Annotated in this window: 15 protein-coding genes; 5 read left to right on the forward strand and 10 right to left on the reverse strand. The window is 68.0% G+C overall.

Annotated features, from left to right (window positions below; translation table 11 throughout):
• Window positions 1–16: 16 nt before the first annotated feature.
• Both ACN8HC_RS12890 and ACN8HC_RS12895 read right to left on the reverse strand, forming a co-directional pair.
• The gene (locus tag ACN8HC_RS12890) at window positions 17–1,060 is read right to left on the reverse strand and encodes a sugar ABC transporter substrate-binding protein (RefSeq protein ID WP_490075234.1); all 1,044 of its coding nucleotides are present in this window, start codon (window positions 1,058–1,060) and stop codon (window positions 17–19) included.
• A gap of 53 nt (window positions 1,061–1,113) precedes the next feature.
• A complete protein-coding gene (locus tag ACN8HC_RS12895; RefSeq protein WP_490075235.1) occupies window positions 1,114–2,160 on the reverse strand; it encodes a LacI family DNA-binding transcriptional regulator in 1,047 nt (348 codons plus the stop codon).
• Window positions 2,161–2,414: 254 nt separating this feature from the next.
• Between ACN8HC_RS12895 and ACN8HC_RS12900 the strand changes: the two genes are divergently transcribed.
• Window positions 2,415–3,284: an oxidoreductase gene (locus tag ACN8HC_RS12900; RefSeq protein WP_490075236.1), complete on the forward strand. Its 870-nt coding sequence runs from the start codon at window positions 2,415–2,417 to the stop codon at window positions 3,282–3,284.
• A gap of 29 nt (window positions 3,285–3,313) precedes the next feature.
• On the opposite strand, the gene ACN8HC_RS12905 is transcribed toward ACN8HC_RS12900, so the two are convergent.
• The 8 genes from ACN8HC_RS12905 to soxR form a co-directional block, all read right to left on the reverse strand.
• Complete coding sequence (locus tag ACN8HC_RS12905) at window positions 3,314–4,030, reverse strand: VIT1/CCC1 transporter family protein (protein WP_490075237.1); 717 nt, start codon at window positions 4,028–4,030, stop codon at window positions 3,314–3,316.
• Window positions 4,027–4,335, reverse strand: coding sequence for a 4a-hydroxytetrahydrobiopterin dehydratase (locus ACN8HC_RS12910; protein ID WP_490075238.1), 309 nt, complete (start codon window positions 4,333–4,335; stop codon window positions 4,027–4,029). Before ACN8HC_RS12910 ends, ACN8HC_RS12905 begins: the two co-directional genes overlap by 4 nt.
• Window positions 4,336–4,417: 82 nt before the next feature.
• Window positions 4,418–5,587, reverse strand: a complete 1,170-nt coding sequence (locus ACN8HC_RS12915; RefSeq protein ID WP_490075239.1) for an ABC transporter ATP-binding protein — start codon at window positions 5,585–5,587, stop codon at window positions 4,418–4,420.
• Window positions 5,587–6,606, reverse strand: a complete 1,020-nt coding sequence (locus tag ACN8HC_RS12920) for an ABC transporter ATP-binding protein (protein WP_490075240.1) — start codon at window positions 6,604–6,606, stop codon at window positions 5,587–5,589. The genes ACN8HC_RS12915 and ACN8HC_RS12920 overlap by 1 nt, the downstream gene beginning before the upstream one ends.
• A 5-nt stretch (window positions 6,607–6,611) precedes the next feature.
• The gene (locus ACN8HC_RS12925; protein ID WP_490075241.1) at window positions 6,612–7,580 is read right to left on the reverse strand and encodes an ABC transporter permease; all 969 of its coding nucleotides are present in this window, start codon (window positions 7,578–7,580) and stop codon (window positions 6,612–6,614) included.
• 5 nt (window positions 7,581–7,585) lie between these two features.
• Window positions 7,586–8,596, reverse strand: coding sequence for an ABC transporter permease (locus ACN8HC_RS12930; RefSeq protein WP_490075242.1), 1,011 nt, complete (start codon window positions 8,594–8,596; stop codon window positions 7,586–7,588).
• An 80-nt stretch (window positions 8,597–8,676) separates the two neighbouring features.
• A complete protein-coding gene (locus ACN8HC_RS12935) occupies window positions 8,677–10,347 on the reverse strand; it encodes an ABC transporter substrate-binding protein (protein ID WP_490075243.1) in 1,671 nt (556 codons plus the stop codon).
• Between the two features lie 123 nt (window positions 10,348–10,470).
• Entirely contained in the window at window positions 10,471–10,944 is a 474-nt protein-coding gene (soxR, locus tag ACN8HC_RS12940) for a redox-sensitive transcriptional activator SoxR (RefSeq protein ID WP_490075244.1), read from the reverse strand.
• 211 nt (window positions 10,945–11,155) lie between these two features.
• On the opposite strand from soxR, the gene ACN8HC_RS12945 reads away from it, so the two are divergent.
• From ACN8HC_RS12945 to typA, 4 genes are all read left to right on the forward strand, one after another.
• Window positions 11,156–11,854, forward strand: a complete 699-nt coding sequence (locus ACN8HC_RS12945) for an SDR family NAD(P)-dependent oxidoreductase (RefSeq protein ID WP_490075245.1) — start codon at window positions 11,156–11,158, stop codon at window positions 11,852–11,854.
• The gene (locus tag ACN8HC_RS12950; RefSeq protein ID WP_490075246.1) at window positions 11,851–12,810 is read left to right on the forward strand and encodes an S-adenosylmethionine:tRNA ribosyltransferase-isomerase; all 960 of its coding nucleotides are present in this window, start codon (window positions 11,851–11,853) and stop codon (window positions 12,808–12,810) included. The genes ACN8HC_RS12945 and ACN8HC_RS12950 overlap by 4 nt, the downstream gene beginning before the upstream one ends.
• Window positions 12,807–12,998, forward strand: coding sequence for an S-adenosylmethionine:tRNA ribosyltransferase-isomerase (locus ACN8HC_RS12955; RefSeq protein ID WP_490075247.1), 192 nt, complete (start codon window positions 12,807–12,809; stop codon window positions 12,996–12,998). The genes ACN8HC_RS12950 and ACN8HC_RS12955 overlap by 4 nt, the downstream gene beginning before the upstream one ends.
• 185 nt (window positions 12,999–13,183) lie before the next feature.
• The gene (gene typA, locus ACN8HC_RS12960) at window positions 13,184–15,085 is read left to right on the forward strand and encodes a translational GTPase TypA (RefSeq protein ID WP_490075248.1); all 1,902 of its coding nucleotides are present in this window, start codon (window positions 13,184–13,186) and stop codon (window positions 15,083–15,085) included.
• Window position 15,086 lies beyond the last annotated feature (1 nt).

A 15,086-nucleotide genomic window follows, 5' to 3' on the forward strand; every position in this document is an offset into this window, starting at 1 on the left:
TTGCTGGAAACAGTGGTCACTTGCTGGATTTCGGGGTGCCGAACGGGTCGTCGAAGGGACCGAACGGCTTCGGGAAGTTGCTGATCGCTTTGGCGACATTGGCGGAGTCGATGTAGGCGATCGGGGCGACGACCCGGCTCGGGATGGACTTTCCGGCGACCTTCGCAATGCACGCCTGCACGGCCATCTGGCCCTCGGCATACGGGTATTGCGTGATGGTGCCGGTGTTCGCCCCGGTCTTGACCGACTTGAGCATCGCCTGGATGCCGTCCACCGAGATGATCTTGACCTTGCCCTGCTTGCCGGCGTTCTTCACGGCCTGCGCGGCGCCGAGGCCCATCGTGTCGTTGGCGGCGAAGATGCCGGTGATGTTCGGGTGTGCTTGCAGCATCGCGGTTGTCACGGTGAGGCCCAGGTTCTGGTCGTAGTTGGCGGGCTGGGACGCGACGATCTTCAGCTTGCCGGCGGTGACCTTCTTGAAGCCGGTCAGCCGGTTGATCCCGTTCTGCTCACCGGCGATGCCCTGCAGCACCGCCACGTCGCCCTTGCCACCGAGCGCCTTCAGCAACTGAGTGCCCGCTTGCTCACCGGCGGACAGGTTGTCCGAACCGATGAAAGAGGCATAGGACACGCCCGCCTTCTTGGACGCCGTCGGGTCGATCTGGGTGTCCAGATCGAGGATCGGGATCTTCTTGCGTGCGACTGGCACGAGTGGGGTGATGACGTTGGTGGCGTTGACCGGCACGACACCGAAACAGTTGTAGTCCTGACCGGCCAGGGTCTGGAGCTGCGCGTTCTCGCCTTGCGAATCCGTTTCGTTGGAACCGGCTTTGACGGTGACGGTGACACCCTGCGCCTTGCCCTCGGCAATCGCCCCGTCACGTAGCGCCGCCCAGTAGGGGTTGGAGAAGTCGCGGGTGACGATGGCGATCTTGGCCTTCGCGGACGAGTTAGACGATTTAGCAGTATCGGAGCCACCGCGGCCGCACGCCGCGAGGCTGGTGAGAGTGAGGCCGCCGATGACGACGGCAACCGCTGTGGATTTGAATTGTGTTCTCATATCTGGACTCTCCGTTGACTTGTTCTGGACGGGCTGGGAAGGAAGGTGCGGGCTCAGCGCGATTCGGCGGGGACGCCGCAGGACGATCGGCGGATGAAGCTGCACGACGGGTGTCTGTCTTGTGGCCGGCCCGGCGCCTCACCGTGCAGCAGCGCGAGGATCGTCGCCACGGCGGCGCGGGCCAGAGCGTCGATCGGCTGGGCGATGGCGGTCAGCGGCGGGTCGAACAGGTCGAACCAGGGCGCGTCGTCGAAGCAGATCAGTGACATGTCGTGCGGGACGCGCAACCCATGTGCGCGCAGCGCCTTGAGCGCCCCGACGCCCATCGGTCCGTCGGCGGCGATGATCGCGGTCGGCCGGCGCTTCTCCAGGAGGCTGGTCGTGGCCCGGAAGCCGCTGTCCTGGCGGAAGTCGCCCTCCTCGACGAAGATGTCTCGGCTGCGGATGCCGGCATCGATGAGTGCGTCGCGGATCTGCTTGCGGCGGACCCGCCCCAGTGGTGTGTCCAGCGGTGGTGCGACGACGCCGACGCGCCGATGGCCGAGAGTGCTGAGCAGTTGTGCTGCGTCAGCCAGTGCCTGCTGGGAATCGCTGCTGACAGAAGGTAATGCGCGCAGACCGGCCGTTGCCGCGCTGTTGCCGGTGACCGTGATCGGGCGGTCGAGCAGGACGACCTTGGCGCCGGACCCGGCGACTGCTTTGAGACCCGGTGTCGTCGACGAGGTCGGAACCAGCAGCACACCGTCCACCTGACTGCCGGCGAGCAGGTTGAGGAGGTATTCGTCCTGTCGCCCGGCGTCCTCGTCGGAGTTGCAGAGGATCACCGAGTAGCCCTCGTGTGCGGCCTGCCGCTCGATGGCTCCGGCGAGTTCGGCGAAGAACGGGTTGGCGACATCGCTGACGATCAGCCCCAGGTTGCGGGTGGACTCGGTGCGAAGGGCGCGTGCCGCCGAGTTGGGCCGATAGCCGAGCTCGTTGGCGACCGCGATCACCCGCGCCGCGGTCGCCGACGAGATGCGCGGGTTGCCGGCGAGCGCCAAGGAGACCGTGGCGTCACTGACGCCCGCCGCCGCAGCGACGTCGCGCAGCCGGACCACCATGGTTGCTCCTTGTAAATCGATTAACTGCACTATGGCAGAGGGTGGCCCAGATCACAACCCTCGATCGGTCACTCGGAGCTTCTTACCCGCCGTCTGGGTGACCAAGGCAGGTAGGGCGAAAGCAGGCGGGTTCGTGACGCACGACGAGGTGCGTGGCAAGGCCAGCAACGCGACCTCCTGACGCGCGTGCCCGGCGGGCCATCCGGGGCGCGGCCGGTGTCGCCGGGCGGCCGGTCATGTGCTGAGCTGAGGGTATGACGAACGAGAGCTTCCCGCTGGCCGGTCATTCCGTACGTCGCATCGGCTTCGGCGCGATGCAGCTGCCCGGCCCGGGCGTGATGGGTCCGCCGCGCGATCACGCCGAGGCGCTCGCGGTGCTTCGCCGCGCCGTCGAGCTGGGCGTGAATCACATTGATACCGCACAGTTCTACGGCCCCGGCGTGTCGAACGAGCTGATCCGCGAAGCGCTGCATCCCTACGCCGACGACCTGGTGCTGGTCTCCAAGATCGGCGCGCGGCGCGACGAGGCCGGCGGCTGGCTGCCCGCTCAGCAACCGGAACAGCTGAAGGACCAGGTGGCGCAGAACCTGCAGGCGCTCGAGGTGGAGCGGCTGCCGGTCGTCAACCTGCGGGTGCTGCCGCGCGAGGAGATCGGCGACGCCGACTTCTGTCCGTTGGAGGACCAGTTGACCGCTATGCACGAGCTGGTCGCGGACGGGCTGATCGAGGCGTTCGGCGTGAGCAACGTGACCACCGAGGAGGCTCGCACGGCCGTCGAGGCCGGTGCGGTGTGTGTGCAGAACGCGTACAACCTCCTCCACCGGGACGACGACGCGACGCTGCAGCTGTGCGCGGACCGGAACATCGCCTACGTGCCGTTCTTCCCGCTGGGCTCGGCGTTCCCGGAGATGCCGAAGGTCACCGACTCCGACGTGGTGCAACGAGTGGCACAGCGTGTGGGCGCTACTCCGGCCCAGGTGGGCCTGGCCTGGCTGCTGCAGCGCTCCGGCAACGTCCTGCTGATCCCGGGCACATCGTCCCTGCGCCATCTGGAGGAGAACCTCGCCGCCGGTTCGGTTTCCTTGTCCGAGCAGGACATTGCGGAGCTGGAGAGCGCCGGCTGAGCCGGGGCCTCAGCGATCGAGCACGCCCGTCATACGGCCGTGCCGACGAGCGTGCCGACGCCATAGGTGATCGCCATGGCCAGCAGCCCCCCGAGCACGTTGCGTATGACGGCCGGCCGCGCGGGCGCTGCACCCAGACGCGCGCTCACCGCGCCGGTGAGCACCAGCGCGACGGCGACCGCCACGAAGCAGACCGGCACACGAAAATGGGGCGGCGGCAGCAGGATCGCGATGAGCGGGATCAGGGCGCCCACGGTGAAGGACAGGAAGGACGCTCCGGCCGCCTCCCACGGATTGGTCAGGTCATCGGGGTCGATGCCCAGCTCCGCGTCGGCGTGCGCTGCAAGTGCATCGTGGGCGGTGAGTTCCTCGGCGACCTGCGCTGCGAGCTCCCGTCGTAAGCCCTTCGACTGGTAGATCTGGGTCAGCTCCTCGAGCTCCTCCTCCGGCAGCTCGTGCAGCTCGCGCTTCTCCTTGTGGAGCATGGCGCGTTCACTGTCGCGCTGGGTGCTGACCGAGACGTATTCACCTGCGGCCATTGACAAGGCGCCTGCGACGAGGCCGGCGATGCCCGCGATGGCGATGGCGTTGCGACCGGTGGTGGCACCGGCGACACCGGCCACGATCCCCGCCACGCTCACGATGCCGTCGTTGGCGCCGAGCACCCCGGCGCGCAACCAGTTCAGTCGACCGGTGAGGGTCTCGTCGTGCTGCTCGCCCTCGTGCGGGTCGATCGCTGACGTCACGCGTTCACCTGAGCACCGGTCTGCTCGCCGGCCTCGACGATGCGGTGCGCCAGCTCGATGTCCAGCTGGGTGATGCCTCCCTCGCTGTGCGTCGAGAGCGACCAGGCGATGGTCGTGTAGGAGATCCGGATGTCCGGGTGGTGGTTCATGTGGTCGGCGTCGGCCGCGACCAGCCGTACGAACTCGATGCCCTCGGCGAACGTCTTTGCCTTGTATGTCGCCTGCAGCTCGTCACCCTCACGCGACCAGCCGTGCAGCGCCTCGAGTTGCCGGGTGATCTCCTCGTCCGTCAGTAACCTGCTCATGGGCAGCAGCCTGCCGCGATCGGTCTCCCTTGTCCACGCAGGCAAGGCTGCTATTACCCCCCGGACAAGCCGGCTCTCACGGTCAGGGCGTGGAGAAGGGCTGCCCGCCGGCGTTCTCCTGGGTGTTGACCGTCGGGGCGTCCAGGATCGCCGCCGGGTCGACGGCGGTGGCGTCCACTTCGTGCCGCTCGATCTCGCCGGACTGGATCTGTTCGGCATAGTGGCAGGCGACGCGGTGGGACGCGGGGACGCCGTCGATCTGCACCACCCGCAGCTGCGGGCGTTCGGTGTCGCAGCGTTCTTCCTGACGCCAGGGGCATCGGGTGTGGAAGCGGCAGCCGCTCGGCGGATTAGCGGGGGAAGGCAGGTCACCGGCCAGGATGATCTGCTCGCGCCGATCCTCGACGACTGGGTCCGGGATCGGCACGGCCGACATCAGCGCCCGCGTGTAGGGATGCAGCGGCGTCGCATAGAGCTCGTCCGAATCCGCTTCCTCGACAAGGGAACCCAGATACATGACGCCCACCCGGTCGCTGATGTGCCGGACGACGGCGAGGTCGTGCGCGATCACCAGGTAGGTGAGCCCGAACTGCTCCTGGATGTCTTCCAGGAGGTTGATGACCTGGGCCTGCACCGACACGTCGAGGGCGCTGACCGGCTCGTCCGCCACGATCAGCTGCGGGTCGACCGACAGGGCGCGGGCGATGCCGATCCGCTGTCGCTGACCACCGGAGAACTCGTGCGGGTATTTGCGCAACGCCGCCGCAGGCAGTCCGACGGCGGACAGCAGCTCGCGCAGCCGAGCGCCCGCGGCCTGCTTGTCCTTGGTCAGACCGTGCGCGTGCATGCCTTCCAGCAGCAGCGACTCGACGGTCTGCCGGGGGTCGAGACTCGCCAGGGGATCCTGGAAGACCATCTGCATGTCGCGCCGTTTGGCGCGCAGCGCCTCGCCCTTGAGCGTGGACAGATCGGTGCCGGCGAAGGTCACCGTGCCGTTGGTCGGCTCCTCGAGCCGGAGCAGCGCGCGGCCGAACGTCGACTTGCCGCAACCCGATTCGCCCACCAGGCCGTAGGTCTCGCCCTGGCGGATCTGCAACGTCATGCCGTCGACCGCGTAGACGTAGCCGACCGTCTTGTCGAAGATCACGCCGCGCTTGATCGGGAAATGAACCTCCACGTCACGGGCGTCGAGCAGCACCTCATGCGCTGCGACCGGCGGCTTCTTGCCCGGGCTCACCGTCTGCTCGGTCATCACTGCTCTCCTCCCGTCGGCCACGGGTTGTGACACCGCAACCAGTGCTCCTCCAGAGACGCTGAGTCCTGCTCGAGGACAGGAGTTTCCTTCCGGCACACCTCGATGGCGCGCGGGCAGCGGGGAGCGAAGGCACACGCCGACGTCCAGGGGATGTTGTCCGAGACGGATCCTGGTATGGCGGCCAGCTGCTCGCTCCGCGAACCGTCCAGCCGGGGGATCGAGCCGAGCAGGCCGTTGGTGTAGGGGTGTCGGGGATTGGCGAAGATCTCGTGCCGAGAGGCGGTTTCGACGATGCGGCCGCCATAGAGCACATTGACCTCGTCGCACAGACCGGCGACCACCCCGAGGTCGTGGGTGATCATGATCAACGCGGTCCCGGAGTCGACCACCAGCTCCTTGAGCAGGTTGAGGATCTGCGCCTGGATCGTCACGTCGAGGGCCGTCGTCGGCTCGTCGGCAATGAGCAGTCGGGGTTTGCAGGCCAACGCCATGGCGATCAGCGCGCGCTGGCGCATGCCGCCGGACAGCTGGTGCGGATATTCCTTCAGTCGGCGATGGGGGTCCGGGATGCCGACCTTGTCGAGCAGGTCGCGCGACTCGGCAAGCGCGGCAGCCTTCTTCATCCCGCGGTGGCGCTGCAGGACCTCGGCGACCTGGATGCCGATGGACACCACTGGGTTGAGCGACGACAGCGGGTCCTGGAAGATCATCGCGACGTCCCGGCCGCGCCGGTCGCGCATCTCCCGGTCGTCCAGGGTGAGCAGGTCGGTGCCGTCATACATCGCCGACCCGGCGACCTTGTTGCCGCGCTTCGGCAGCAGGCCCATGATGGCCAGCGACGTGACGGACTTGCCGCAGCCGGACTCGCCGACCAGGCCGACGGTCTGACCCGGGCGCACGTCGAACGACACGCCGTCGACGGCGCGGAACGGCTGCTGCCCCTTGATGCCGAACTCGACCACGAGGTCCTGCACGGACAAAAGGGTTTCGGTCTTCTCCGGTGCCGCGGTGGTCATCCCGCTCACCTCCTGTTCCGGGGATCGAGAGCTTCGCGCAGGGACTCGCCCATCAGGGTGAAGCCGAAGGCGACCACGACGATGCAGCCGGCCGGCCAGAAGGCCACGTGCGGCGCGATGTCGAAGAGGTTCTGCGCCTTGCCCAGCATCTGACCCCACTCGGCGGAGGAGTCGTCCGGGTTGCCCAGCCCGAGGAAGCTGAGCGCTGCGGCCTCGATGATGGCGGTGGCGAGCACGAGCGTCGCCTGCACCAGCACGGGGCCGAGGGAGTTGGGCAGCATGTGCCGGAAGGTGATCGCGGACGGTTTGACCCCGAGCGCCCGCGCCGCGAGCACGTGATCGCTCGCGCGCTGCGTGAGCATCGAGCCGCGCAACAGCCGGGCGAAGATCGGCACCTGCACGATCGAGATCGCGATGATCAGGGTCCACTGCGACGGCCGGCCGAAGAGTGTTGCCACAGCCAGGGCCAGCACCAGCGACGGCAGCGAGAGCATCACGTCGACGATGCGCATGACGACCGAGTCGACCCAGCCACCGAGTGAGCCGGCGAGGGTGCCGAGCACCAGGCCGCCGGTCAGCCCGGCCAGCGTCGCGAGCACGCCCACGATGAGCGTCTGCCGGGAGCCGAGGATGAGCCGCGACAGGAAGTCGCGCCCCTGATCGTCGCCGCCGAGCGGGAAGCCGTTCTGCGACGGCGGGATCGGCGTGTCGGGGGTGACCTGAGAGATCAGGTATTTCGTCGTGCCGTTGTGCGGTGCGATCAGCGGCGCGAAGATCGCGACGAGGACGAACAGGATCGTGATGGTGGCCCCGACCAGGAACACCGGGTTGCGCCGCAGCCGCAGCCAGGCGCTGCCGATCAGGCTCAGCCCGCCGGACTCGCTGATGTGACCCGCGTCCGGGATATCGGTGACGTCGCCGGTCGTTGCGGCGAGCGCGTCGATGCGGTCCTTCTTGCGTTGCATGGGTTTCATCGCACTCACCTCGTCCGGATGCGCGGGTCGATGACGGCATACGCGATGTCGACGAGCAGATTGACCAGGACGTAGCCGATCGCCGCCATCGTGATCAGGACTTGCAGGACGGCGTAATCTCGCTGGCTGAACGCCTGGGCCAATGCGTCACCCAGGCCGGGATAGGCGAAGACCGTCTCGGTCAGCACCGCACCGGTGAGCAGGCCGCCCACCTGCAGCCCGATGGTGGTCACGACCGGCAGCAGCGCGTTGCGCAGGATGTGCCGGCCCCGAATGATCCGGTTGGACAGGCCCTTCGACTCCGCGGTGCGCACGTAGTCCTCGTTGAGCACCTCCAGCACCGATGCGCGGGTGATCCGGAAGATCACCGCGAACGGGATCGAGGCCAGCGCGATCGCCGGCAGCACGAGGTGCAGGATGGCGTCCCACGACGCGTCATACTCCCGGGTCAACAGCCCGTCGAGGACGTAGAAATTGGTGATCCGCGTCGCGTCCAGGTCGGGGCTCTGCCGGCCGGCCACCGGCAGCCAGTGCAACTGGATCGCGAAGACGTACTTCAGCACGAAGGCCAGGAAGAAGACCGGGACGGCCACGCCGACCAGGGAGAGCACGACCGAGCCGGTGTCGAGCAGCCCACCGTGCCGCTTGGCCGCGAAGTAGCCGAGCGGGATTGCCGTGGCGAGCGCGATGATGATCGCGAAGAAGGACAACTCCACGGTCGCGGGCAACCGCTGCAGGAACAGGTCGAGGGCGTCAGTGCCGGCCTGCACTTGCGTGGAGGTGCCGAAGTTGCCGTGGGCGGCATTGCTCAGGAAGTGCCAGTACTGCACCGGCAGCGGCTGGTCCAGGCCCAGCGTCTTGCTGAGGGCGGCACGGGTGGCGGGCGTCGCCCGCTCGCCGAGCAGTGAGTCGACCGGGCCGCCGGGCAGGGACCGGAGCCAGGCGAACAGCAGGATGGAGACGATGAACATGACCAGCACGGCCTGCAGCAGTCGCCGGACGATGAATCGCAGCACGAGGGGTTGCTCCTACCGGGGGTGAACGCCGGTGACCGGCGCCGCGCGAAGTCGCGGGCGCCGGTCACGCGGGCGGGCGGCTACTTGCTGACCTTCGCCGTCCACAGGTGCTCGTCGGTCAACGGGCTCGGGGTGACGCCGGTGACCTTCTTGCTGAAGACGATCGCCGGCGGCGAGCTCGAGATCGGCAGGCCGGGGAGGTAGTTCTCCATGATCTGCTGGTTGAGCTTCTCGTATGCCGCGGCGCGCGCGGACTCGTCGACGATCGAGTCGTCCGCCGCCAGCGCGGCGTCCAGCTTGCTGCCCCACGGGTAGGCGCCGACCGTCATCTGACCCTTCGGGTCGGAGAAGAAGCTGCCGAGGAAGTTGTCCGGTGTGTTGTAGTCACCGGTCCAACCCATCAGGTATGCCGCGGCGTTGCCGTTCTGCGTGCCGGTGACGTAACCACCGGCCCACGGCATCGGCTTCGGCGTCACCTGCACGCCGACGGCCTGCCAGTCGGACTTGATCGCGTTGAAGATCTTGTCCGGTGCGGGCATGTAGGGCCGGGTGACCTCGGTCGGGTACCAGAGGGTGATCTTCAGGTTGGACTTGCCGGCCGCCTTGAGCAGCGACTTGGCCTTGGCCGGGTCGTACTTGTAGGGCTGCAGCGACTTGTTGTAGCCGGCGACGGTGCTGGGCATGAACTGGGTTGCCACGCTTGCACCGGTGGGCAGTTGCGACTTGACCAGCTGGTCGCGGTTGATGGCGTAGTAGAGCGCCTGCCGCACCCGCAGGTCCTTCAGGTCCGGGTCGACCTTGGCGTTGAGGCCGAGGTAGAGAATGTTGAACGCCGGCCGGATCTCCAGGTTGTCGTTCTGCTTCAGCGACGGCCAGTCGACCGGGTTGGGCAGGTCGTAACCGTCGATCTGACCGGACGCGAGGGCCTGCTTGCGCGCCGTCTCGTCGGGGATGATCGAGAAGACGATCTTCTTGACGGTGGCCTTGTCGCTGCCGGCGTAGTCGTCGTTGCGGACCAGCGTCACGGTCTTGTTGGTCTTGTCGTAGGACTGGAACTTCATCGGACCGGTGCCGACCGGGTGGCCGTTGGCGTAGGCCGGGTAGACGAAGCCTTGGCCCTGGGCCTTGATGCCGTTGGCGTTGTACTTGTCCATCGCGGTCGGCGACTGCATGGAGAACGCCGGCAGGCCGAGCAGCGCCGGGAACTTCGAGGTGGGCCGGGCGATCTTGAGCACCACCGTCGACGCGTCCTTGCCGGTGCAGCCCTGGTAGAGCTCGCCCTTGGCGCCGTTGTAACCGCCCATGTTGGTCAGCCAGTATTCCGAGGCCGTCTGGCCCGCGCTGTTCTGGCTGTCCATGCGCTTGAAGTTCTTGCAGACGGCGTCGGCGTTGAAGGGCGTGCCGTCGGTGAACTTCACGCCGGTCTTCAGCTTGAAGGTCCAGGTCTTGCCGTCCTTGGACGGCGTCCAGCTCGTGGCGAGGCGCGGCGCGACCTCGGCCGTGCCGGGCTTGAAGCCGACCAGACCCTCGAAGATCTGCCGGCTCACCCGGAACGTCTCACCGTCGGATGCGTAATAGGGATCGAACGTTGCGGGCGCACCGGCTGCGCCGAAGTTGAGGGTGGCGTTGGTGTTCGCCGCGCCGTTGCCGGACTTGCCGGTCTCGCCGCGCTTGGAACTGGCGCACGAGGTCAGGGCGAGTGCCGAGGCGGCCAGCAGCGCGACGGTTGCTGCGGTCTTGGTGACGGGCATGGGTATAACCCTTCCGAGGTTGAAAACGGTGTTGCGAACGTTACCCAGTCACCGGAGCTCGCGAACGCTTTCGACGCGCACCGTCACCATCTCGCAATGTGATCATGCTTCTTCGCGTGCCCGTCAGCTCGGTTTGTGTGGCCTGCGGAGCAGGGGAGGGAGGTATGCCGCGCCGGGCGCGCCCTGGCCGTCGGCCGCCACGTCATACGGGTTGGAGATGGCACAGCGCTTCAGCGACAGACAGCCGCAGCCGATGCAGGAGTCGAGTCCGTCGCGCAGCCGCTCCAGCGCGGCGATCTGCTCGTCGAGGCGGCCGCGCCAGTGGGTGGTGATGCGCTGCCAGTCGGCCTTGGTCGGCGTGCGGCCCTCGGGAAGCCGGCCCAGCTCCGCGCGGATCTCCTCGAGGGTCAGTCCCACATTGGACGCTGCCCGGATGAAGGCGAGGCGGCGCAGCACGCTGCGTTCGAAGCGGCGCTGCCCGCCGGAGTTGCGCTGCGCGGTGATGAGGCCCTGCGCCTCGTAGTAGCGCAGTGCGGATGCGGCGAAACCGCTGCGCTTGGCGACGGCTCCGACGGTGAGCAGGTCGTGCGTGTCCATCTGTGGCCGTTCCTTCCTCAGTGACTCCACTCGTGTGCACTTCGCCGAGAGGCTCAGATCGGTGTCGAGAGGCTCAGAAACACAGCGCGAAAACGGCGATCTTGCTGAGCCTCTCGAGGTTTTCTGAGCCTCTCGGCAAAATGAGTGCTTGACTTGAAGCTTACTTCAACTTGAAGGATTGCAGGCATTGACCGAACAACAAGGAGATTCGATGCCTGACAACAAAGTCGCACTGGTCACGGGCGGATCCTCGGGGTTGGGGCAGGAGCTGGTCGGCACACTGGCCGCCGATGGCTGGCGGGTGATCACCGACGGTCGCCGGGGTGAGCTGCTGGCGGCGGCGACGCGGGACCTGCCCGGTGTGCTGGCGATGACCGGGGACGTGACCGACTTCGCGCACCGCGACGCGCTCGTCGCCGCGGTGCGGGCCGAGGGACGGCTCGACCTGCTGGTCAACAACGCCAGCACCCTGGGGCCGACCCCGCTGGCGCCGCTCGCGCAGCGCACGGTCGAGGACCTGCCCGAGGTATGGCGCACGAACGTCGGCGCGCCGTTCGGGCTCGCCGTTGAACTGCTGCCCGACCTCCTGGCGAACGACGGTGTGCTGCTGTCGATCTCGTCCGACGCTGCCGTCGAGCACTACGAGGGCTGGGGTCTCTACGGCGCCGCCAAGGCCGCACTCGACCACCTGACGCTCACCTTGGCGGCGGAGAACCCGTCGCTGCACGCCTATGCCGTCGATCCGGGGGACATGCGCACGCCGATGCACCAGGCGGCCTTCGCGGGCGAGGACATCTCGGACCGGCCGGAACCGGCGTCCGTCATACCGGCGCTGCGACGGCTGTGGGAGACGCGCCCGACGTCCGGGCGCTACCGGGCGGCCGACCTGCCGGCCGGGGTGCCAGCATGAGCGTCCTCGCGGTCGAACCGCTGACCACCTTCGCGGCACCGGAGGAGCGGACCGCACCCGCTCCGGCCGAGAGCCGCGGAATCGCACGGGACGAGGTCCGGCTCCTCGTCGCCAGTCGCGACGGCATCGAGCACACGACGTTTCGGCACCTGCCGGAGCACCTCAATGCCGGCGATCTCGTCGTGGTGAACAACTCGGCCACCATGCCGTGGCAGGCCGACGCCCGGCTGGCCGGCCGCGGCGCCGTCGTCCTGCACGCCGCGACGCCACTACAGGACGGAACGTGGGTGGTCGAGGTGCGTTCCGCGCCGGACGCCGCCCGTGCGGTCCTCGACGCGAAGGTTGGGGATCACCTCGAGCTCGGCCCGCTCGTGGTGACGCTGCGGGCGCCATACCCCTTCGTGTCGTCGCCGACCGGGGACGGCAACCGCCTCTGGCGTGCCGAGGTGGACGGTGATCTGGCCGCGCACCTGGCGGTCCACGGACGCCCGATCAGCTACGGCTACCTGGACCGGCGCTATCCGTTGGCGGACTACCAGTCCGCATTCGCGACAGTGCCCGGAAGTGCCGAGATGCCGTCGGCGGGAAGACCGTTCACGCCCGAGGTGGTGACCCGGCTGGTCGCCGCCGGCGTCGGTGTCGCGCCGATCACGCTGCACACCGGCGTGTCGTCACAGGAAGCCGGTGAAGGCCCGCAAGCGGAGCGCTTCGAGGTGCCGGACGCGACCGCGCGGCTGGTCAATGCGACGCGTGCGGCCGGCGGCCGGGTCGTCGCGGTCGGCACCACGGTGACCCGGGCGCTGGAGTCGGCCGTCGCCGGCGACGGATTCATGGTCGGGCGCGCGGGCTGGACGGACCGGGTGACCACCCGGTCCGCCCAGCCCGCGCGCCCGACCAGGAATCCGTCGCCGGCGACGGATTCCTGGTCGGGCGCGCGGGCCGGACGGACCGGGTGATCACCCGGGCCGAACCGCCGCGGGTGGTCGACGGGCTGATCACCGGCTGGCACGACCCGCACGCGTCGCACCTGCTGCTCGTCGAGGCGGTGGCCGGGCCGGCGTTGGCGCAGGCGGCATACGACGCGGCGGTGCGGGAGGGGTACCGGTGGCACGAGTTCGGCGACAGTGGCCTCTTGTTGCCATGAGCGAGCGCAGCGAGCGACAAACAACCGCAGGCGAATGGCGGGACCCGACGACGGAGGGGATCGCCACCGCGATCGGGGCGTGGTCAACCGGCGGGAAAAACCCTGAGACACTGGTGGGGATCCCATAGACGCACGAAGAAAGGACGAAGTCTGCCGGCCCGTGCCGCCGCAGCCTCGACAACTCCATGGCCATGAAGTCCCGCAGCGACGTCCGTAACGTCGCCATCGTTGCCCACGTCGACCACGGCAAGACCACACTCGTCGACAAGATGCTCTGGCAGACGGGCGCCTTCAGCGAACGCCAGACGGTGGAGACCACCGGCGAACGCGTCATGGACACCGGCGATCTGGAGCGTGAGAAGGGCATCACGATCCTCGCCAAGAACACCGCGATCTCGTATGACGGGCCGTCGGCCGACGGCCACCCGATCACGATCAACATCATCGACACCCCGGGGCACGCCGACTTCGGCGGCGAGGTGGAGCGCGGCCTGTCGATGGTCGACGGCGTGGTGCTGCTCGTCGACGCCAGCGAGGGTCCGCTGCCGCAGACGCGGTTCGTGCTGCGCAAGGCGCTCGCGGCCAAGATGCCGGTGATCCTGTGCATCAACAAGGTCGACCGGCCCGACTCGCGCATCGAGGAGGTCGAGGAGGAGACCTACGAGCTGTTCATGGACCTGCTCGAGGACGCCAACGCCGACGCCGACCAGCTCGACTTCCCGGTGGTCTACGCCTCGGCCAAGGCGGGTATCGCCTCGACGACGCGCCCGGAGAACGGCGGACTGCCGGAGGGCTCCGACCTCGAGCCGCTGTTCAAGACCATCCTGGAGACCATCCCCGCGCCGCAGTATGACGACGAGGCGCCGCTGCAGGCGCACGTCACCAACCTGGACTCCAGCAACTTCCTCGGCCGGCTCGCCCTGCTGCGCGTCCACAACGGCCGGATCAAGAAGGGCCAGCAGGTCGCCTGGTGCCGCCATGACGGCTCGCAACAGACCGTCAAGGTGACGGAGTTGCTCATGACCCGGGGTCTGGAGCGCGAGCCCGCGGAGTCGGCGGGTCCCGGCGACATCATCGCGGTGGCGGGCATCCCCGAGATCACCATCGGTGAGACGCTGGCCGACCCGGAGAACCCGATCCCGTTGCCGCTCATCACCGTTGACGAGCCGGCGATCTCGATGACGATCGGCACCAACACCTCACCGATGGCCGGCAAGGTGCGCGGCTCCAAGGTGACCGCCCGGCTGGTCAAGGACCGGCTGGACCGCGAGCTGATCGGCAACGTGTCGCTGCGGATCCTGCCGACCGAGCGCCCGGACGCCTGGGAGGTGCAGGGCCGCGGCGAGCTCGCGCTGGCCGTCCTGGTCGAGCAGATGCGCCGCGAAGGTTATGAGCTGACCGTCGGCAAGCCGCAGGTCGTCACCAAGGAGATCGACGGCAAGCTGCACGAGCCGGTCGAGCACCTGACGATCGACACGCCGGAGGAATACCTCGGCACCATCACCCAGATCATGGCCGCTCGCAAGGCGCGCATGGAGCAGATGACCAACCACGGAACCGGTTGGGTCCGCATGGAATTCGTCGTTCCATCGCGCGGGCTGATCGGCTTCCGCACGGAGTTCCTCACCGAGACCCGCGGCACCGGCATCGCCAACCACGTCTTCTCCGGCTACGAGCCCTGGCACGGCACGATCACCACACGACTGTCCGGCTCGCTCGTCGCGGACCGTTCCGGCGCCGTGACGTCATACGCCATGGTCAACCTGCAGGAGCGCGGCGTGCTCTTCGTCGAGCCGACCACGGAGGTGTACGAGGGCATGATCGTCGGTGAGAACTCCCGCGCCGACGACATGGACGTCAACATCACCAAGGAGAAGAAGCTCACCAACGTGCGCGCCTCCAGCGCGGACAACTTCGAGAAGATCTTCCCGCCGCGCAAGTTGTCGCTCGAGCAGAGCCTGGAGTTCTGCCGCGAGGACGAATGCGTCGAGGTGACACCGGAAACCGTGCGCATCCGCAAGGTCGTCCTGAATGCCGCCGAGCGCGCTCGCACCGCCGCTCGCGCCCGGAGCGCCGCGAAACAGTAAC

The organism is Flexivirga sp. YIM B11880, assembly GCF_058148645.1.